The following is a 19,564-nucleotide window of genomic DNA, read 5'->3' on the forward strand; positions in this document are numbered from 1 at the left end:
CATCTTTAACAAATGAATAAGCGGGTCGAATTGATCTGGCATATTCTGCGCTACTTCAATTCGACTACTGAGACATTCGGATGCATTTACGTGGCATCGCCCTGGCTTCCATCTTCAGCGCGGTAAGCCTGCCCGCGCATGCGCAGTACGAGCAGCAGTTGGGCCCGCTGGCCGGTGCGGTCAAGCAGCAGATGCTGGAGGGCTGGACCGCTGGCGTGCAGGATGGATGGTTCACCCTGCACAACGCGAACAAGGCCGACAGCGAACAGACCCTGTACATGAATGTCGGGCCGGCGCCGGAATCGGGCCGGGTGACCGACGTCAATGTGGTCGTCAAGTCTCCGAATCCGAAAGCGTCCATCGGCGTGGCGCTGAGCAACCGCGCCAACAAGAGCCTGTGCCTGCTCGAACTCACGGCCGACAAGAACACACTGCTGTTCTGTCTGCAGGGGCAGAACCGCCGTGACATCGCGTCGCTGCCCAATATTGCGAAGCTGGACGGTTCCGACCGCATCAGAGTGGTCGAGCTGCCGGGCGCGGCCCGTTTCATCGTCAACGGCCAGCAGATCGGCGATGTCAGCAACGAGCCCGCCACGGGTTCTGAACTGGGCATCATGGCCTACGACGTAGGTACCTTCGGCGTCGCCGACTTCAATATCACGATGACTGGCGGCCAATCCGGCGCGGCGCCGGCGGCTGCCGGGACCTTGCCCGCGCGCGGCGGCAACGCAGGCGGCGGCACGGCGCAAAAGCCCCAGGCGCAGGCTCCGGCCGCTGGACAGGGCGGCGGCGACTACAACCCGGCCTTGCCGGGGGAAGGCCCCTATCCGCGCTTTGGCGGCGACACCATGCGCATCGTGTCGGTGTACATCGGCATCATGCGCAGCATCTTCATGCACGAGTTCGGGCACGCCCTGATCGGCGAGCTGGAGCTGCCCTCGACGGGGGCGGAAGAGGACGCGGTCGACATCTACTCGGCGCTGCAGATCGTCGAGCCGACCATGTATCCGTCGGACAACAAGGAAGTGAACACCATGGCGCAGGACGCGGCAAAGTACGCGGCCTTGCAGTGGTACTACAGCGGCAAGGTGGCCGAGCGCAGGGGAGCCGACGCCTCTTCGGCCTGGCAAGACGAACACACTGGCGACCTGAAGCGTTTTCGCAACATGCTCTGCATCATGTACGGCGGCAACCCCGCCGTGTTCGAGTCCATTGCCAAACACGTCGGGCTGGAGGACCGGACCCGGGCGCGTTGCGCGGATGAATTCAACAAGCAGAACCGCGCCTGGAACAAGATCCTGGCGCCTCACACGCGCGTGGGCACCTGGACGCCCGAAGGCCAGCAGCCGGCGAATGCGCCCGGCGCGCCGGTGAAGGTGGTGTTCCAGCCGTCCAAGCGCAAGATCGGCAACTTGTTTGCGAACAATCTGTCCGAAGCGATCTCGAACAACATCAAGCTGCTGGGCGAGCGCTACGTGCTGCCGCGCCCGGTCAACGTGGTGTTCAAGGACTGCGGCCAGCTCAATGCCTGGTACAGCCCGCGCGAAGGCTCGATCACCATGTGCTACGAACTGATCGAAAACATCGCGGTGATGATTTCCGACATCGAGATGGGCACCGTGGGCGGCGAGGTCGCGGCCCAGGGCGGCGGCGCCCCAGGCTCGGCCGCGCCGCGTCAGCAGCCGGCGCCGGGGCAGGGTCTGCCTGCCAGCGCCATCGACGAGCTGAAGGACTTTGGCGTGCCCGCCACGACCATGCTGTTCACCGCGCCGTACAAGGGGCCGACGCCCAACAAGATCTACCGGGCCCAGGTGATCACGACCGCCGACCTGGTCGGGATGATCAAGAAGGACAAGAATCTCCTGATCGTCGACACCAGCGGGCTGCGCGACACGGTGCCCATCGGTTATCCGCTGACAGATGCGGGTTCGGACGGCAGCGTCACGGATCACCTGCAACAAGGCTTCGACGCCTGGCTGTTGAAGAACAACGGTGGCGATCGCAAGGCGCCCGTCGTGATCCTGGGCGCAGGCATGAACGATCGTTCCGCCTACAACGCGGCGTTGCGCGCCGGCACATTGGGCTGGACCGTGTACTGGTACCGCGGCGGCGTCGAGGCCTGGGTCGCCAACGGCCTGCCGACCACGTCGAGCATGCCGAAGAAATAAGCGATCGACAGCCCTGCATAAGAAAACCCGCCTGCGGCATGCGCCGCAGGCGGGTTTCTTATTGCGCGGGGCCGTTTACTTGCCTTGGGCAGCCAGCGCCAGGGCGGCGGCGTTGACCACGGCGGCAATGCGGCCGGCGTCGCGCAGCTGTTCGGTCGACAGGCCGTCGTTCTTCAGGTTCTCGTAGTGCGAGGCCACGCAGAAATGGCACTTGCCGATGATGGAGGCCACCAGGGCGAACAGCTCGAAGCGCTTCTTCTCCACGCCGCCGTGGGTGGCGTAGGCGTTCATGCGCAACTGGGCCGGCAGGCTCTTCAGTTGGGCGTCGCCGGTCATTTCGACGTAGGGATACCAGGTGTTGTTCATGCCCATGAGGGCAGAGGCCGTCAGCGCGGCGTTGGCGTCGCCTTCCGACAGGCCGCTCTTGAAGGCTTCGACCAGCACCGGGCTGCGCGCGGCGTAGGCGGCGGACAGGGCGGCGCCGACGGCATCTTCGGGAGCCAGGGTCGAGCGGGCGATCACGGCGTCCAGATTCAGGCGGATGTCCTTGGCCCAATCCGGCAGTTGTTCCTTAATGGTCGTAAGAAATTCCATAGCTTTTACCTATAATCTAGAGCAGTTAAAGCCCAGCGCAGGACCCGCAATCGGGTCCCGGGCCGGGCTGGAAATTACAGCGTGGCGCCGCCAACCGTACGGTTGCACGGGCACAGCTCGTCGGTTTGCAGGCCGTCGAGCAGACGCAGAACTTCTTCCGGGTTACGGCCGACGTTCAGGTTGTTCACCGAAACGTGCTGGATCGTGTTGTCCGGATCAACGATGAAGGTGGCGCGCAGGGCAACGCCAGCACCCTTTTCACGCACGCCCAGCTGGTCGATCAGGGCGCCGGTGGTGTCGCCGAACTGGTAGTGACCCAGCTTGTTGAGGTCCGGGTGCTCACGGCGCCAGGCCAGCTTGACGAATTCGTTGTCGCTCGAACCGCCCAGCAGGACGGCGTCGCGGTCTTCGAAATCCTTGGCCAGCTTGTTGAAGCCGACGATTTCGGTCGGGCAAACAAACGTGAAGTCTTTCGGGTAGAAGTAGATGACCTTCCACTTGCCGGGGAACGAGCTTTCGGTGATGTCTTCAAACGCCGACACGCCGTTTTCTTCGTGCTGGTTGAAGCCGGGCTTGACGCCGGTGACCTTGAAGGGTTCGAGTTTGTCGCCAACAGTTTTCATGTTTACTCCCAGTTGTTGGTGGAATTAAGGCTGCGCCTCAAACCTTAATTCTACGCTATGGATTTTCGTTGTCTAATTGATAATTCCTAAACTTTGCTTTGGGCAACTCTATCCTTGCGGTCAGGCCGCCGCCCTCGCGAGGCAGCATGCGCAGCGAGCCGCCCACGTGCTTGAGCAGGCGTTCGACGATGGCCAGGCCGAGACCCGCGCCGCTGACGCCGGTGCGTGCCGCCTCGCCGCGCGAGAACGGCCGCAGCAGGCGGTCGACGTCTTCCGGCGCGATGCCGGGACCGCGGTCGGACACCTCGATCACGATCATGGAGCCTTCAGCTTGCAGTGTCATGACCAGATGCGCCATGCCGTCGGCGGAACGGCCGTAGCGTCGCGCGTTCTCGATCAGGTTGCTGACGATGCGCTTGAGGTCCAGCGCCGTGATGCGGGCGCGCAGGCCCGGTTCCAGCGTGGCGTCCAGCTCCCCGCCCAGGGATGCGGTATGGCTGCGTTCGCGTTCGTAGAGCTCGGCCAGCACCGCGGAGATGTCCGTGGCCAACTGCGGCAAGGTGCCGGCGGGGCGCGCGTACTCCATCAATTGGCCGATGCTGTGGTCGATCTGGCCCAGGTCTTCGTCGATGGCCTGGCGGGCGTCCTCGGACACGCCGCTCAACTCGATCTCGAGTCGCATGCGCGCAAGCGGCGTGCGCAGGTCGTGAGAGATCCCCGCGAGCATCAGCTCGCGGTCGGCCTCCGCCTGTCTCAGGTCCTTGGCCATGCGGTTGAACGAGGCGTTCAGGTCGCGGATCTCCAGCGGTCCCTGCTCGGGCAGGGCAGCGGGGGTTTCGCCCCGCGACAGCACCTGGGCGGCCCGGGCCAGCCGCGATAGCGGCCGGTTGACGAAGCCCACGCTGACCGCGGCGCCCACCAGCGACAGCAATAGCGCCGTGGCGCCCCAGCCCAGCCATTCGATCCCGCCCGTCAGGCCGATCTGCTCGCGCTCGAACACCAGCCAGTAAAGGTCTTTCTCTATCTGGAAACTGACCCAGAAGCCGGGCACCTGGTTGACGCCCCAGGCAATCTGCGTTTCCGGGCCGAAGCGCGTGCGGATGTGCTGGGCAACGCGTTGCCAGTAATCGTCGTCGGGGAGGGCTTCGGCGAAGTCGGTGACTTCGCGCGGATAGACCTGGATGCCTTCGTTGGTGGCCAAGTCCAGCAGCAGCTTGCTGCGCTCGTCGTTATGCGAGTAGATCAGCGCGGTGCGCGTGATATTGACGGCCGTGATCACCCGCTGCGCCATTTGATTGGCGCGCGGTCCCAGCTCCATGCTGAAGAATACTTGTAGCCACGCGCCCAGGCTGACGAGCATCAGCGCGGCGAGCAACAGGAACGTGCGGCCGAACAAGCCGAGCCGCAAACGTGATGTCAGGTTCCTGAAGGTTCTGCGCAAGCGGGGCACGAGGCTGCGCTCCTGCCCGGGGCGGGCGAGTCGGTCAGCTACCACCGTCCGGCACAAACACGTATCCGAGACCCCAGACGGTCTGGATGAATACGGGCTTGGACGGATTCGGTTCGATCAGCTTGCGCAGGCGCGAGATCTGCACGTCCAGGCTGCGATCGAAGGCTTCGTATTCGCGGCCGCGCGCCAGTTCCATGAGCTTGTCTCGCGACAGCGGGATCTTGGGGTGGCGTGCGAACACCTTCAGCACCGAGAATTCGCCGGTGGTGATGGGCACCTGTTCGCCGTTGCGCGTGAGCGTGCGGGTGGACAGGTTCAGCGTGTAGGGGCCGAAGGCGATGGACTCGTTTTCCTGGCTGGGGGCGCCGGGGTGTTCCTCGGTGCCGCGGCGGCGCAGGATCGCGTTGATCCGCGCCAGCAGTTCCCGGGGGTTGAACGGCTTGGACAGGTAGTCGTCCGCACCCATTTCCAGGCCGACGATGCGGTCGATTTCTTCCGCCTTGGCCGTCAGCATGATGATGGGGGTATTGTCGTGACCACCGCGCAGCCGGCGACAGATGGACAGGCCATCTTCTCCAGGCAGCATCAGATCCAGCACGAGCAGGTCGAAATGCTCGCGTTGCCAGAGTTTGCCCATCTCTTTGGCGTCTTCGGCAACGAAAACGTTGAATCCCTGTTCGGATAAGTACCGACGCAGCAAATCGCGCAAGCGCGGATCATCGTCGACGACGAGGATTTTTCGGGTGGGGGTGGTGTTTTGCGTATTCATGGCCGGAAATGTAACAGTGGCAAGAACCAGCGGCTAGTGGGCGTTCACAAGATATTACACATTGCGAACCATGGTTGAAATCCCCCTCGCATCCCCCTGATAACCGGGGGCGGAGTCGCGGTATTTCGTACAATCTGCATCTATGGAACTAAACCTGCTGGCTTTGGAAACTTCTTCGTCCCGTTGCGGCGTGGCTCTGTTGCGGGCGGTCGATGGCCGCCTGGAGGTCAGCGTCAGGGAACATGAAGGCTCCCAGGAGCACGCGGAACGGCTCCTGCCCATGGCCAACGAGTTGCTGGCGGCGTCCGGACTGGCGCCAGCCGCCTTGCACGCGGTGGCTTTTGGCCAGGGTCCGGGCGGATTCACCGGCCTGCGGGTGGCCTGCGGAGTGGCGCAAGGCATGGGCCTCGGCCTGGGCATCCCCGTTGTTCCCATTGTCTCTCATCAGGCGGTCGCCGCACAGGTGGAAACCACCCCGGCGGGCGCGATCGTGGTGGCGCTGGACGCCCGCATGAACGAGGTCTATCTGGCCGTCTACCGCCAGGCGAACATTTCAGATGGCGAAATCTCTTGGGAAGTCCTGCAGGCGCCCTTGCTGATCGCGGCGGCCGAAGTCGTGCCATGGACCGCCCATCACCTGCCGGCCTGGTCGGCGCGCGCGGGCCTGCCGCTGGAACCGGTATTGGCCGGCGATGCCTGGGATGCCTACGCGTCCGAAATGGAATATCCCGGCGCCTGGCGCCGCGCGGACGCCAGGCGCCCGGAAGCGGCCAGCGTCGCCCGTTTGGGGCGGCAGGGCTGGTTGCGGGGCGAGGCCGTGGCGCCCGAGCTGGCTGCGCCGCTCTACGTGCGCGACAAGGTGGCATTCACCACGGCCGAGCGCATGCGCGGCGAAGGCGGTAATCCGAAAGCCCGGCCTTCGCTGGTTCCTTCGGTGCCTCAACCGATGACCGACGCCGACCTCGACGAGGTCGTGGCGCTGGAGGCGCACGTGCAGGCCTTCCCCTGGACGCGCGGCAATTTCGCGGACGCCCTGGCGGCAGGCTACGGCGCCTGGGCGCTGCGGCGCGAAGGCAAGCTGGCGGGGTTTTGCGTGCTCATGTTCGCGCCCGACGTGGCGCACCTGCTGGTGATCGCGGTGGCCAAACCGCTGCACCGCCAGGGCCTGGGCGGCTTGCTGCTGGACTGGTGCGAGCAGCAGGCGCGCGAACGCGGCATGGAGGGCGTGCTGCTGGAGGTGCGCCCCTCCAATGAGTCGGCCATCAGTTTCTACAAACGGCACGGGTATCTGCAAATCGGCGTGCGCCGAGGCTATTACCCGGCCGAGAAAGGCGGCAGGGAAGATGCCCTGGTCATGCAGAAGCGCTTTGCGGCGGATGGAGCGGCGGCATGAGCCAGCCCAACGCAGCGCCGCCGCCGGCCGCGCCCCGGGTCAATCCGCTGCAGCGCATCTGGTTGCGCGAGATCGGCATGGAGCGGCTGTGGCTGCGTCCGGCCCCTGCGCCCAGCGGGCCGACGGCCGAGACGCAAGTCCTTGTTTCGACGCCGGTTTTGCCGGCTGCGGCGCAGATTCCCGTAGCTGAGGCGCCGATTGCGCCGCAGCCTGTTGCGGCTGTCGCGCCGGTCGCTGCCGTCCCGGCGCGCGAGGCAGCGCCCGCCGCCGTAGCGGCGCCTGCGGAACCGACTCCCGGTCGTGCCGGAATACCGACGTCGATCCTGAACCGCAAAGGCCCGCCGCCGCCTCCAGCTCCCAAGGCCGAGGCCGAGGCAGCGCTTCCGCCTCCCGTGCCGGTGGCAGAAGCGATCCGGAACTCCACGCTGGAAGAAATGCACGATCAGGTCGTGGCCTGTTCCGCCTGCGGGCTGTGCAAGGGCCGCCGCAACGCGGTCTTCGGTCACGGCGGCCACCCCACGCGCTGGCTGGTGGTGGGCGAGGCGCCTGGCGAGCAAGAGGACCGGCAAGGGCAGCCCTTCGTGGGCCGCTCGGGCCAGTTGCTGGACGCCATGCTGTCGTCGGTGTCCATGAGCCGCGAGCGCGACGTGTTCATCACCAACGTCATCAAGTGCCGGCCGCCTGGCAATCGCAATCCCAAGCCCGAGGAAATCGCGGCCTGCAGTCCCTACCTGATGCGCCAGATCGCGCTGCTCAAGCCGGAGCGGATCCTGGTGCTGGGCCGTTTCGCGGCCCAGACGCTGCTGGGCACGGACGCGACCATCGGCAGCCTGCGCGGCCGTATCCACCAGTTGAAGACCGACGAAGGGCGGGAGATTCCGGTGGTCGTCAGCTACCACCCCGCCTACCTGCTGCGCAGCCCCAGCGAGAAGGCGCGCGCCTGGCAGGACCTGCGCCTGGCCGCGGCGCAATTGGCCTGAGCCTGGCTCCATGGTCGTGGGGCAAAGAAAAACCGGGCGCAAGCCCGGTTTTTTCATTGCAGCGGAATTGCGCGCCTAGTGCGTGGAGTCCAGCGCGCGCCCATGGCCTTCCTGGCCGATCTGGTCGTGCAGTTCGGGATTGGCCTGCAGGTTGCGCTTGCTCCAGCGCATGAAGACCACCATCAGCACCGCGACCACGGTGCCGAAGATCACGATGATGATGTTGATGGGCAGCTGCAGCCACAGCAGCAGCGTGTACATGGCCACCATTAGCAGGATGTTGAGCTGTTCGTTGAAGTTCTGCACGGCGATGGAATGGCCGGCCGACAGCAGCACGTGGCCGCGGTGCTGCAGCAGCGCGTTCATCGGCACCACGAAGAAGCCGGCCAGGCCGCCCGTGATCAGCAGCAGCAGGTAGACGCTCCAGGGCGAGTAGACCAGCGGCATCAGCAGCACGACCAGGCCCATGGCGGCGCCGACCGGCAACACGGCCAGCGCGCGGCGCAGCGGAATGCGGCCCGCCAGGATGGAGCCGACGACGGTGCCCAGCGCGGCCACGCCCATCAGCATCGAGGCCTTGTCCAGTTGGTATCCGAGGTGGCTGCGGCCCCATTCGATGACGATCAACTGCAGCGTGGCGCCCGCGCCCCAGAACAGGGTGGTGACGGCCAGCGAGATCTGGCCCAGCTTGTCTTTCCACAGCACACGGACGTAGCCCCAGAAGGTGCGGATGAGCCGCACCGGGTTCTTCTGCTGCGGCGGGTAGCGCACGTGGGTGTGCGGAATCAGCAGGTTGCACAGCGCCGCCAGCAGGTACACGAAGGCGATGACCAGGATCGCGGCCTCGGCCGGGGTGTGGACCAGCTTGCCGATGAAGGAGTGGCTGAGCAGGGCGGTGGAAACGGAGGACGAGATCAGCAGGCCGCCCAGCACCGTGCCCAGGATGATGGAGAAGACGGTCAGGCCCTCGATCCAGCTATTGCCCTTGACCAGCATGGCCGGGGGCAGCATTTCCGTGACGATGCCGTACTTGGCGGGGGAGTAGGCCGCGGCGCCGATGCCGACGATGCCGTAGGCCGCGCAGACCAGGTAGGTCTGGTACTCGGGGGCGACGCCGATGCTGGCATACGAGAACATCAGCATGCAGCCGGTCACTTTCAGGGCATTGGTGGAGAACATCACACGGCCCTTGGGGAAGGAGTCCGCCAGCGCCCCGACAAAGGCGGCCAGCACCACATAAGCCAGCGCGAACGACCACTTCATCATGGGCGCCATCCAGTCCGGCCCATGCAGTTCCTGTATCAAGGCGATGGCTGCGATGAACAGCGCGTTGTCCGCCAATGACGAGAAGGCCTGCGCGGCCATGACCAGATAGAAACCACGTTTCAAGAATGTCCCCGTTCTCAGGCCTGGCCCCGGCCAGTCCGCGTGAAAATTTATGTGTCGTGCAAAAAAGTGTCAGGGAGTATAGCCGGACCCCAGGCGGCGGCCATTGAGCGTTTGCCCGCGGGTTGACCGCCGGCAAGCCTTAGGGACAACACGCCTTGACCCTTGCTGACGTTCGGGGACAGACTGCCTGCGGTATCATACGACCCATGTGTAAGCCGGCCCTCCAGGGGCCGGTTTGCAATCTGTGCGGCAGGTCCGTTAACGCCTTTCGTTCAACCCACCCCGTCGTCATCGTATTGTGCGTCTTACTCAGCTAAAACTCGCCGGCTTCAAGTCCTTCGTCGATCCCACCGTGATTCCCGTGCCCAGCCAACTGGTGGGCGTGGTGGGTCCCAATGGCTGCGGAAAATCGAACATCATTGATGCCGTGCGCTGGGTGCTGGGTGAGGCCAAGGCCTCGGAACTGCGCGGCGAGTCCATGCAGGACGTCATTTTCAACGGCTCCGGCAACCGTAAGCCTGCTGCGCGGGCCTCGGTGGAAATGGTGTTCGACAACAGCGAAGGGCGCGCCGCCGGCCAGTGGAGCACCTACGCGGAAATCGCCGTGCGCCGGGTGCTGACCCGCGACGGCACCAGCAGCTACTTCGTCAACAACCAGCAGGTCCGCCGCCGCGACATCCACGACATCTTCCTGGGCACCGGCCTGGGCGCCCGCGGCTACGCCATCATCGGCCAGGGCATGATCAACCGCCTGATCGAGGCGCGCCCCGAAGAACTGCGGGTGTTCCTGGAAGAGGCGGCAGGGGTGTCGCGCTACAAGGAACGGCGCCGCGAGACCGAGAACCGCCTGTCCGACACGCGCGAGAACCTGACCCGCGTCGAAGACATCCTGCGCGAACTCAATAATCAGCTGGAGAAGCTGGAAGCGCAGGCCGAAGTGGCCACGCGCTACCGCGAACTCCAGGCCGACGGCGAAAAGAAGCAGCATGCGTTGTGGTTCCTGAAGGAAACCGGGGCGCGCGAAGAGCGCGCCAAGAAAGCCCAGGAGATGGCGCAGGCCCAGAATGAACTGGAAGCCGCCATCGCCGGCCTGCGGGCGGGCGAAGCCGCGCTGGAGTCCCGCCGCCAGGCCCACTACGCCGCCAGCGATGCAGTGCATACCGCCCAGGGCGGGCTGTACGAGGCCAACGCGCAAGTCAGCCGCCTGGAAGCCGAAATCCGTCACGTGGTGGATTCCCGCAACCGCCTGCAAGCGCGCCGCGATCAGCTGCAGCAGCAGATCGGCGAGTGGACCGCCCAGCGCGAGCATTGCACCGAACAGATCGCCCAGGCCGAGGAAGACCTGGCCGCGGGCGCCGCCCGCACGGAAGAGGCGCGCGCCAAGGCCGAGGACGCCCAGGCCGCGCTGCCGGCCGTGGAGCAGCGCGTGCGCGAAGCCGCCTCGGGGCGCGACGAGATGCGCGCCGCGCTGGCCCGCGTCGAACAGAATCTTGCCCTGGTGGCCCAGTCGCAGCGCGACGCGGACCGCCAGATGCAGGCGCTGGAGCAGCGCCGCGAACGCTTGCAACAGGAACTGCGCGAACTGCACAGTCCCGATCCGGTGCGCCTGGAGCAACTGGCTGGCGACCGCGCCGCCGGCGAGGACCAGCTCGAGGAAGCCCAGGAAGAGCTGGCTACCCTGGAAGGCCGCGTGCCGGAAGCGGATGCCGAGCGCAGCCGCGCCCAGGCCGCCGCCCAGACCGACGTGCAGAACCTGGCGCGCCTGGAAGCCCGCCTGTCGGCCCTGGTGAAGCTGCAGGAAGACGTGCAGAAGCAGGGGGCGCTGGAACCCTGGCTGGCCAAGCATGAGCTGGCCGGTCTGTCGCGTTTGTGGCAGAAGCTGCACATCGAACCGGGCTGGGAAACCGCCCTGGAAGCCGCACTGCGCGAGCGCATGGCCTCGATGGAAGTGCGCAACCTGGATTGGGCCCGCGCCTTCGCCGAGGATGCGCCGCCGGCCAGGCTGGCCTTCTACCAGCTGCCGGCCGCCGCGCCGACGCCCGCCGCGCCGGCCGGCCTGACCTCGCTCGCCAGCCTGCTGCGCATCACCGATCCCGACCTGCGTACGCTGCTGAATGAGTGGCTGGGCGGCATCTACACGGCCACCGACGTGACCCAGGCGCTGGCCATGCGCGCCAGCCTGCCCGCGGGGGGGGCCTGCGTGGTCAAGGCCGGCCATCTGGTCGACGCCCACAGCGTGCGTTTCTATGCGCCCGATTCCGAGCAGGCCGGCCTGTTGGCGCGCCAGCAGGAAATCGAGAACCTGCAACGCGAGATCAAGGCCCAGCAACTGATCGCCGACCAGGCGCGCGCCGCGGTCGCCCGCGCCGAGGCCGCCTGGCAACAAGTGTCCCAGGCCATCGCCCCGGCGCGCCAGCGCGTGGCCGAGGTCACCCGCCGGGTGCACGACATCCAGCTGGAACACTCGCGCCTGCAGCAGCAGGCCGAGCAGTCCGGCGAACGCGCCTCGCGCCTGCGCCAGGACCTGGAAGAGATCAAGGTCCAGGAAGAAGACCTGCGCGCCACCCGCGAAGAGGCCGAGGCCCGCTTCGAGGCGCTGGACGAGGAGCTGGCCGAACACCAATCCCGTTTCGCCGACGCCGAGATCGACGGCGAAACCCTGGCGGCCCAGGCCGAAGCGGCCCGCGCCGGCCTGCGCGAACTGGAACGCGCCGCCCAGGAAGCCGAATTTGCCGAACGCGGCATCCAGGTCCGCATTACCGATCTACAGCGCAACCAGCAATTGGCGGCCGACCAAAGCCAGCGCGGCAGCGTCGAACTAGAGCAGCTGATGGTGGACCTGGCCGAGCTGGACGCCTCGGCGTCCCAGGCCGGCCTGCAGGACGCCCTGGAAGCGCGCGCCGAGCGCGAGGAAGCGCTGTCGCGCGCTCGCCAGGAACTGGAAAATCTGGCGGCCCTGTTGCGCGGCGCCGACGAAGACCGCCTGCAGCAGGAACAGACGCTGGAGCCGCGGCGCGCCCGCATCATGGAACTGCAGCTGCAGGAACAGGCCGCCCGTCTGGCCGAAGAGCAGTTCACCGAACAATTGAACGCGCGCGAGGTCGACCGCGAGGCGCTGGCCCAGGATCTGGCCAACCAGCCCGATGAATGGCGCCGCGCCAGCTGGCTGCAGTCCGAAGTCAGCCGCATTTCGCGCCAGATCGAAGCCCTGGGCTCGGTCAACCTGGCGGCGCTGGATGAATTGAACACCTCGCGCGAGCGCAAGGGCTTCCTCGATTCGCAGCACCAGGACCTGATGACCGCCATCGAGACCCTCGAGGACGCCATCCGCAAGATCGACCGCGAAACCCGCGAGCTGCTGCAAGAGACCTTCAACGTCGTCAACGGCCACTTCGGCGAACTGTTCCCCAAGCTGTTCGGCGGCGGCGAGGCCAAGCTGACCATGACGGGCGAGGAAATTCTCGACGCTGGCGTGCAGGTCATGGCGCAGCCTCCGGGCAAGCGCAACAGCACCATTCACCTGCTGTCCGGCGGCGAAAAGGCCCTGACCGCGACCGCCCTGGTGTTCGCGCTGTTCAAGCTCAACCCTGCGCCGTTCTGCCTGCTGGACGAGGTGGACGCGCCGCTGGACGACGCCAACACGGAGCGCTACGCGAACCTGGTCGCCAACATGAGCGAGCAGACCCAGTTCCTGTTCATCTCGCACAACAAGATCGCGATGCAGATGGCCAAGCAACTGATCGGTGTAACCATGCAAGAGCAAGGGGTTTCGCGTATCGTTGCGGTAGACATAGACTCGGCCGTCCAGATGATGGCCTCCGAAGCGGCATAAACCCAATATTCAGAAGGGCGTCGGGGTTTCGGCGCGGGATTTATACATGAGTGATTTGCAGATCGGGCTGATAGCCCTGGGCGTATTGCTGATACTGCTGGTGCTGGGATTCAACTGGTGGCAGGACCGGCGCGTCCGGCGCAAGATGCAGACCCATTTCCCCTCCACCGAACAGGATCCGCTGTTGGGGGCGGGGGCGGCATCTGCAGGCGCTGCGCCGGCCGCAGGCGCAGCGGCGTCGCGCCGCGAGCCCGGCATGGGCGGCGAAAGCCCCCGTGCCCAGTCCGGTCAGCCAGCGCCGGTCGATGCCGGCAGCGATGCCGACGATACCGAAGAACCCGATCCCGCCTGCGAGGTGGTCATCGAGATCAACTTCGCCGACACCGTGCGCGGCGCCGACCTGCTGCCCTACATGCAGAGCCTGCGCCACGTGGGCCGCAAGCCCATGCGCGTGTTCGCCGAAACCGATCAGCGCCGCCACCGCGCGCGCGTTCACGCCGGCGAATCCTATGCGTCCATGCAGCTGGCCGTGCTGCTGGCCAACCGCAGCGGTCCGCTGACCGCCATCGAATGGTCGCAGGCCTGGGCCCGCGCCCAGGACATGGCCGAGCGTTTCGACGCCACCATCGAAGGTCCGGACCAGCAGGCCGTGCTGGAGCAGGGCGCCCGATTGGACGACACCTGCGCCGCCCTGGACACCCAGGTTGGCCTGACCCTGCTGCTGGGTACGGCCCAGCCCGCCGCCGAAGTCCTGTCCGTGGCGCGTGACCTGGGCTTTGTCGCCGACGGCAGCCGCCTGGCCTGGCCGGCGGACAACGGCATAGCCCGCTTCACGCTGGCGCGCGGCGACGGTGCGGCATTCGATGCCGGCATGGGCGGCATCGAACGCCTGTACCTGCTGCTGGACGTGCCCTGCAGCCCGGCGGACGAGCGCGCTTTCGGCCGCATGGTCGATGTGGGCCGCGACCTGGCTGCCCGTCTGCGCGCGGACCTGGTGGACGACCAGGGCAAGCCGCTGGCCGATGGTTCGGAAACGGTCATCGACGAGCGCCTCCAGGTGCTGTTCGGCCAGCTCGAACAAGCGGGCCTGCCCGCTGGCAGCGAGCGCGCCCTAAGGGTGTTTGCGTAAATGAGCGGCGCGTCTGGCGGTGAAAACGCGGCGCAGGCCGCGGCGCGCTTGCGCGCCGAAATCGAACAGCACAACGTCCGCTACTACGTCTACGACGATCCCTCGATATCGGATGCCGAGTACGACCGGCTGATGCGCGAACTGCAGGCCCTGGAGGCCGAGCATCCGGAGCTGGTGACGCCGGAGTCGCCGACGCAGCGCGTGGGTGCGGCGCCTGTTTCGGCATTTGGCAGCGTGCGTCACGTGGTGCCGATGCTGTCGCTGGGCAATGCCTTCGACGAAGAAGACGTGACGGCCTTCGACCGCCGCGTCACCGACACGCTGCGCGGCGCGGGCCTGCTGGGGCCGGCGCAGCAAGCCGATTACTTCTGCGAGCTCAAGCTGGACGGGCTGGCAATCAGCCTGCGCTACGAAGACGGCCGCCTGGTGCAGGCCGCCACCCGCGGCGACGGCCAGACGGGTGAAGACGTCACCTCCAATATCCGCACCATCAAGGCAATTCCGCTGCAGCTCAAGGGGGCGTACCCCAAGGTGCTGGAAGTCCGCGGCGAAGTCCTGATGAATCGCGCCGACTTCGAAAAACTGAACCAGGCCCAGGCCAAGCGCGACGAGAAAGTCTTCGTCAATCCGCGCAATGCCGCCGCGGGCAGCCTGCGCCAGCTGGATCCGCGCATCACCGCCAAGCGGCCGCTGCGCTTCTTCGCCTATGGCTGGGGCGAAGTCCAGGGCCTGGCGGGTTCGCAGGGCGGCTTGTTTGCCGAAGCGTCGGCCGGCGTGGCCGAGGCCTCGCAATTGCCCGAGAAATCCCACGGCGCCATGCTGGACTGGCTGGCCTCGCTGGGCCTGCCGGTCAACGTCAAGCACAACCACCGCGCCAGCGGCGCCGAGGGCCTGATGGCTTTCTACGCCAAGGTCGGCGCGCTGCGGCCCGATTTGCCCTACGACATCGACGGCGTGGTCTACAAGGTGGATTCGCTGCCCGCGCAGAAGGTGCTGGGTTTCGTCGCGCGCGCGCCGCGCTTCGCGCTGGCGCACAAGTTCGCCGCCGAGGAAGCCACCACCACCTTGCTCGACATCGAGGTGCAGGTGGGCCGCACCGGCGCCATCACGCCGGTGGCGCGCCTGAAGCCCGTGTTCGTCGGCGGCGTGACCGTCACCAACGCCACGCTGCATAACGAAGACGAGATCCGCCGCAAGGACGTACGCATCGGCGACACGGTCATCGTGCGCCGCGCGGGCGACGTGATTCCGGAAGTACTGGGCCCGGTGCTGGAAAAGCGCCCGGACGACGCCCGCGAATTCGTCATGCCCACGGCCTGTCCGGTTTGCGGCTCCGCCATCGAACGCCTGGAAGACGAGACCATCGCGCGTTGCACCGGCGGTTTGTTCTGCGGCGCGCAGCGCAAGCAGACGCTGTGGCACGCCGCCAGCCGCAAGGCGCTGGACATCGAAGGCCTGGGCGAAAAACTGGTGGATCAGTTGGTCGACAGCGGCCGGGTCAAGACCCTGGCCGACCTGTACAGCCTGCGTCCGCTGGAATTGGTGGGCCTGGACCGCATGGGCCAGAAATCCGCCGACAACCTGGTGGCCGCCATCGACAAGGCGCGCGCGCCCGGCTTGAACCGCCTGCTGTACGCGCTGGGCATCCGCCACGTGGGCGAGACCACGGCGCGCGACGTGGCGCGCCATTTCGGCAGCATCGACGCCATCATGGACGCCGATGAAGACGCCTTGTCCTCCGTACCCGACGTGGGCCCGGTGGTGGCGGCTTCGATCCGCCGTTTCTTCGCCGAGCAGCACAACCGCGACGTGATCGAACAACTGAAGTCGCAGGGCGTGAATCCCGTGGCCGAGGCGGCGCCGCAAGCCACGACGCTGGCCGGCAAGACCTTCGTGTTGACCGGCACGCTGCCCAATTGGACGCGCGAAGAAGCCTCGATGCGCATCCAGGCGGCGGGCGGCAAGGTCAGCGGCTCGGTGTCCAAGAAAACGGCCTATCTGGTGGCCGGCGAGGATTCCGGCAGCAAGCTCGCCAAGGCCCAGGAACTGGGCGTGGCGGTGCTGGACGAGGACGGCCTGAAGGCCTTGCTGGGCGAGCAGGGCGGCTGAGGCCGCCCGGCCAGGCACCGAATCAGATGGTGCTGCGCGGCATCATGTCGCGGATGGCGGCGGCCGCGCGCTGCAAGGCCGGCAGATGCTGTTGCTTCAATTCGTCGGGCTGGCGGGAGCCCAGCACCATGCTGACGCTCAGGCCTGCCACCGCGCGGCCTTCATGGTTGTACAGCGGCACGGCCACGCCCGCGAAACCATCCACCAATTCGCTGACCGAAATGCAGTAGCCGTCCTGGCGCACCTGCCGGATCAGCTTGCGCAGGGCGCTGCGCGACACAGTCGTGTAGGGCGTCAGGCGCTTCAGGTCCGCGCTTTCCAGATAGGCGTCGAGCGCCTCGTCATCCAGGGTCGATAGCAGCGTGCGGCCCAGGGAATGGGCGTAGGCGGGCAGGCGGCTGCCCACCGACAGGTCCAGCTTGAGCAGCTTGGGGCCTTCCTCGCGCGCCAGGAATACGACATGTTGCCGGTCCAGCACGCCCAGCGAGCAGGTTTCCCCCACGGTCTGCGCGACTTCGCGCATGGTCGCGCGGGTCAGCTTGGGCAGGCTCAGCGAAGCGAAATACGCATAGCCCAGGTCCATGACCTTGGGCGTGGGCGAGAAATTCCTGCCGTCCTGCCGCACATAGCCCAGTTTTTCCAGCGTCAGCAAAATGCGCCGCGACGCCGCGCGGGTCACGTCCAGTTGTTCCGCGGCTTCCTGCACGGTCACGCTGGCCACGCCGGTGGCGTAGATCTGCAGCAGTTGCAGGCCGTTGGCCAGGCTGTCGAGAAATTCCTCTTTCCTTTCTTTCGGTTCCGGCAATGTCGTGTCCATGTGTCGGCAGTCTTGTCTTTGGAGGCTCGATTGTAGTTTGACATCCGCGCCAATCTCCATAAAATGCCAATTAGCGAACAATTGTTCGTTAATTAGATGGGTCGGCCAGGGCACCCGCCCGGTACGTCCCGCAATAACGGAGACATGCCATGTGCAGGAGACTATTGCGCGCCTTGGGCGCATGCGCCCTGGCGGCGGGTGTGGCGGCCAGTTCCGCCGCCAGCGCGGCCGAGGCCTATCCCAGCAAACCTATCCGCTTCGTCGTACCCGCCGCGGCCGGCGGGCCCACTGAAATCGTCACCCGGCTGCTGGCCGAACGCATGACGCAGAGCATGGGCGTATCGGTCATCGTCGAGGCCAAGCCCGGGGCGGGCGGCAACATCGGGGCGGACGCCGTGGCCAAGTCGGCCCCGGACGGCTACACGATCCTGATGGGCACGATAGGCACCAACGCCATCAACCAGACCCTCTACAAGTCCATGCCGTTCCAGCCGCTGAAGGACTTCACGGCGGTAACGCAGGTCGTGTCGTATCCGCTGGTGGTGGTGGTCAACCCCAAGCTGCCGATCCACTCGGTGGCGGACCTCATCGCCTATGCCAAGGCCAATCCCGGCAAGCTCAACCGCGCCTCGGGCGGCAGCGGCACGTCCATGCACATGTCGGGCGAGCTGTTCAACGAGATGGCCGGCGTGCAGATGCAGCACATTCCCTACAAGGGCAGCCTGCCCGCGCTCACGGACGTGATCGGCGGACAGGCCGACCTGGCCTTCGACAGCCTGGTCATCGCCCAGCCCCTGATCAAGTCCGGCAAGCTGCGCGCGATCGCCGTGACCGGGCCGGAGCGCTCCCCGGCCGCGCCCGACATCCCGACCGTGGCCGAAACCCTGCCGGGCTATGCCATGACGTCCTGGATCGGCGTATTCGCGCCCGCCGGCACGCCGCGTCCCATCGTCGAACGCCTGCAGCAGGAAATCGCCCGGGCGCTGGCCGATCCCCGGGTGCGCGAGCAACTTGTTTCCCAGGCCGCGGATCCGGTGGCCAGCAAGCCCGACGACTTTGCCCGCTTCACAGCGGATGAAACCGAGAAATGGGCGCCGGTCGTCAAGGCCTCCGGCGCATCCGTTTCCTGAATTCCCAAGGAGGAGAGACACATGCAGTCCATCGATTTTCAGGCCCGCCGCAAGCGCGTCGCCCGACACGCGCGCGAACTCGGCTTTGACGCCTACCTGGGTACCCGCCAGGGCGCGCTGCACTACCTGAGCGGCGCATTCATGCCGTGGCGCGGCGCCGTGCTGGTCACCGCGGACGGGCATTGCGAATTCATCTACTGGGCCATGGACGCCTCGCGGGTGCGGGTGGAAGGCCATGAAATGGAGATGTACGAGTTCGAGTTTTCCGATTTTCCGCAACTGATACGCCAGCGCCTGGAGCACCACGGGCTGACGCGGGGCAAGGTGGCGTTGGACCTGTCGCACCCCGGGGCGGCGCAGGTGGCGCCAGGCATGCTGACCGCGGCCGAGTACTTCGACCTCACCAGCCATCTGCCCGACATCCGTTTCGCGAACGGGGTGGACGTGATCGACGACGTCATGCTGATCAAGGACGCCGCCGAGATCGAGCGCCTGCGCCATGCGGCAGAGGTCTCGGATTACGGTTTCGAACAGGGCATGAACGCAGTGCGGGTCGGAGCGACCGAGAACGAGATCGCCGGCGAAATCGAGCGTGCGATCCGGCAGCGGGGCAGCACCTGGTCCTGGGCCGTGACGGGCGGCACCGAAGTCGGGGCGGGCGAACGCACGGGATTCCTGCGCGGCGTCACCCAGCAGGCCACCGACCGCGCTATCCAGCCGAACGAGTTCGTGATCCTGGACCTGCACCCCTTGCTGGACCTCTACATGGCGGATACGGCTTTGCCCGTGTTCCTGGGCAAGCCCGACCCGGCCCAGAGCAAGCTGATCGATTGCTGGGAAGAGACCGTGCAGACCATGCTGGCGTCGTTGACGCCGGGCCGGCCGATAGCGGAGTGCGCCAGCCGCGGCATCGCCGTGTTCGAAAAGCACGGCCTGAGCGAGTTCGGCCTGCCTCTGTTCGGCCATGGACTGGGCACCTGCGCGCGCACTCGCCCCTTCATCAACCTGCGCAGCCGCGACGTCGTGACGCCCGGCATGGTGGTGGCGTTGGGCACGCACCTGTACCGCCCGGGCGTGGGCGGCATGCGGCTGGAGTATCCGGTGCTGATCGGGGAGCACGGCGCCGAGCCGCTGGTGCGCACCGAGGCCCGCGTGCACCGTCTTCCCTGAACCTCTGCCGG

At 66.4% G+C, this 19,564-nt stretch carries 14 protein-coding genes; 8 read left to right on the forward strand and 6 right to left on the reverse strand.

The window, feature by feature from the left end; translation table 11 throughout:
- The first annotated feature begins 80 nt into the window (after positions 1–80).
- On the forward strand, positions 81–2,168 hold the full coding sequence (locus tag ACM1PE_RS03075) for a DUF4344 domain-containing metallopeptidase (protein WP_419342538.1): 2,088 nt from the start codon (positions 81–83) through the stop codon (positions 2,166–2,168).
- 75 nt (positions 2,169–2,243) lie between these two features.
- Here ACM1PE_RS03075 and ACM1PE_RS03080 read toward each other — a convergent pair whose 3' ends face one another.
- From ACM1PE_RS03080 to ompR, 4 genes are all read right to left on the reverse strand, one after another.
- Complete coding sequence (locus ACM1PE_RS03080) at positions 2,244–2,762, reverse strand: carboxymuconolactone decarboxylase family protein (protein ID WP_042796792.1); 519 nt, start codon at positions 2,760–2,762, stop codon at positions 2,244–2,246.
- A 74-nt stretch (positions 2,763–2,836) separates the two neighbouring features.
- Positions 2,837–3,385: a peroxiredoxin gene (locus tag ACM1PE_RS03085; RefSeq protein ID WP_006389231.1), complete on the reverse strand. Its 549-nt coding sequence runs from the start codon at positions 3,383–3,385 to the stop codon at positions 2,837–2,839.
- A 55-nt stretch (positions 3,386–3,440) separates the two neighbouring features.
- Positions 3,441–4,835: an ATP-binding protein gene (locus ACM1PE_RS03090; protein ID WP_059374934.1), complete on the reverse strand. Its 1,395-nt coding sequence runs from the start codon at positions 4,833–4,835 to the stop codon at positions 3,441–3,443.
- Between the two features lie 34 nt (positions 4,836–4,869).
- A complete protein-coding gene (ompR, locus tag ACM1PE_RS03095) occupies positions 4,870–5,604 on the reverse strand; it encodes a two-component system response regulator OmpR (protein ID WP_013392162.1) in 735 nt (244 codons plus the stop codon).
- Between the two features lie 142 nt (positions 5,605–5,746).
- On the opposite strand from ompR, the gene tsaB reads away from it, so the two are divergent.
- Both tsaB and ACM1PE_RS03105 read left to right on the forward strand, forming a co-directional pair.
- Positions 5,747–6,997: a tRNA (adenosine(37)-N6)-threonylcarbamoyltransferase complex dimerization subunit type 1 TsaB gene (gene tsaB / locus ACM1PE_RS03100; RefSeq protein ID WP_118931873.1), complete on the forward strand. Its 1,251-nt coding sequence runs from the start codon at positions 5,747–5,749 to the stop codon at positions 6,995–6,997.
- On the forward strand, positions 6,994–7,977 hold the full coding sequence (locus ACM1PE_RS03105) for a uracil-DNA glycosylase (protein ID WP_419342539.1): 984 nt from the start codon (positions 6,994–6,996) through the stop codon (positions 7,975–7,977). Before tsaB ends, ACM1PE_RS03105 begins: the two co-directional genes overlap by 4 nt.
- Positions 7,978–8,052: 75 nt before the next feature.
- Here the strand turns inward: ACM1PE_RS03105 and lplT are convergent, their stop codons facing one another.
- Positions 8,053–9,366 (reverse strand): lysophospholipid transporter LplT, encoded by a 1,314-nt coding sequence (lplT, locus tag ACM1PE_RS03110; protein ID WP_059374923.1) that lies wholly within the window; start codon positions 9,364–9,366, stop codon positions 8,053–8,055.
- Positions 9,367–9,664: 298 nt separating this feature from the next.
- Here lplT and smc point away from each other — a divergent pair, with 298 nt between their 5' ends.
- From smc to ligA, 3 genes are read left to right on the forward strand one after another with little or no spacing between them, the layout of a single operon-like run.
- Positions 9,665–13,198 carry a chromosome segregation protein SMC gene (gene smc / locus ACM1PE_RS03115; protein WP_251877447.1) on the forward strand — a complete coding sequence of 1,178 codons (3,534 nt, stop codon included), beginning with the start codon at positions 9,665–9,667 and terminating at the stop codon, positions 13,196–13,198.
- Positions 13,199–13,244: 46 nt separating this feature from the next.
- On the forward strand, positions 13,245–14,327 hold the full coding sequence (locus tag ACM1PE_RS03120; protein ID WP_059374914.1) for a cell division protein ZipA C-terminal FtsZ-binding domain-containing protein: 1,083 nt from the start codon (positions 13,245–13,247) through the stop codon (positions 14,325–14,327).
- Entirely contained in the window at positions 14,328–16,436 is a 2,109-nt protein-coding gene (gene ligA, locus ACM1PE_RS03125; protein ID WP_059374912.1) for an NAD-dependent DNA ligase LigA, read from the forward strand.
- 22 nt (positions 16,437–16,458) lie between these two features.
- Here ligA and ACM1PE_RS03130 read toward each other — a convergent pair whose 3' ends face one another.
- The gene (locus ACM1PE_RS03130) at positions 16,459–17,253 is read right to left on the reverse strand and encodes an IclR family transcriptional regulator domain-containing protein (RefSeq protein ID WP_082400663.1); all 795 of its coding nucleotides are present in this window, start codon (positions 17,251–17,253) and stop codon (positions 16,459–16,461) included.
- Between the two features lie 149 nt (positions 17,254–17,402).
- On the opposite strand from ACM1PE_RS03130, the gene ACM1PE_RS03135 reads away from it, so the two are divergent.
- Positions 17,403–18,383, forward strand: a complete 981-nt coding sequence (locus tag ACM1PE_RS03135; protein WP_118931869.1) for a tripartite tricarboxylate transporter substrate binding protein — start codon at positions 17,403–17,405, stop codon at positions 18,381–18,383.
- Positions 18,384–18,404: 21 nt separating this feature from the next.
- The gene (locus ACM1PE_RS03140; RefSeq protein ID WP_419342540.1) at positions 18,405–19,553 is read left to right on the forward strand and encodes a M24 family metallopeptidase; all 1,149 of its coding nucleotides are present in this window, start codon (positions 18,405–18,407) and stop codon (positions 19,551–19,553) included.
- The last annotated feature ends 11 nt before the right edge of the window (positions 19,554–19,564 follow it).

Origin of the sequence: Achromobacter sp. PD1 (assembly GCF_048541815.1) — a bacterium.
Lineage (GTDB): Bacteria > Pseudomonadota > Gammaproteobacteria > Burkholderiales > Burkholderiaceae_B > Achromobacter > Achromobacter bronchisepticus_A.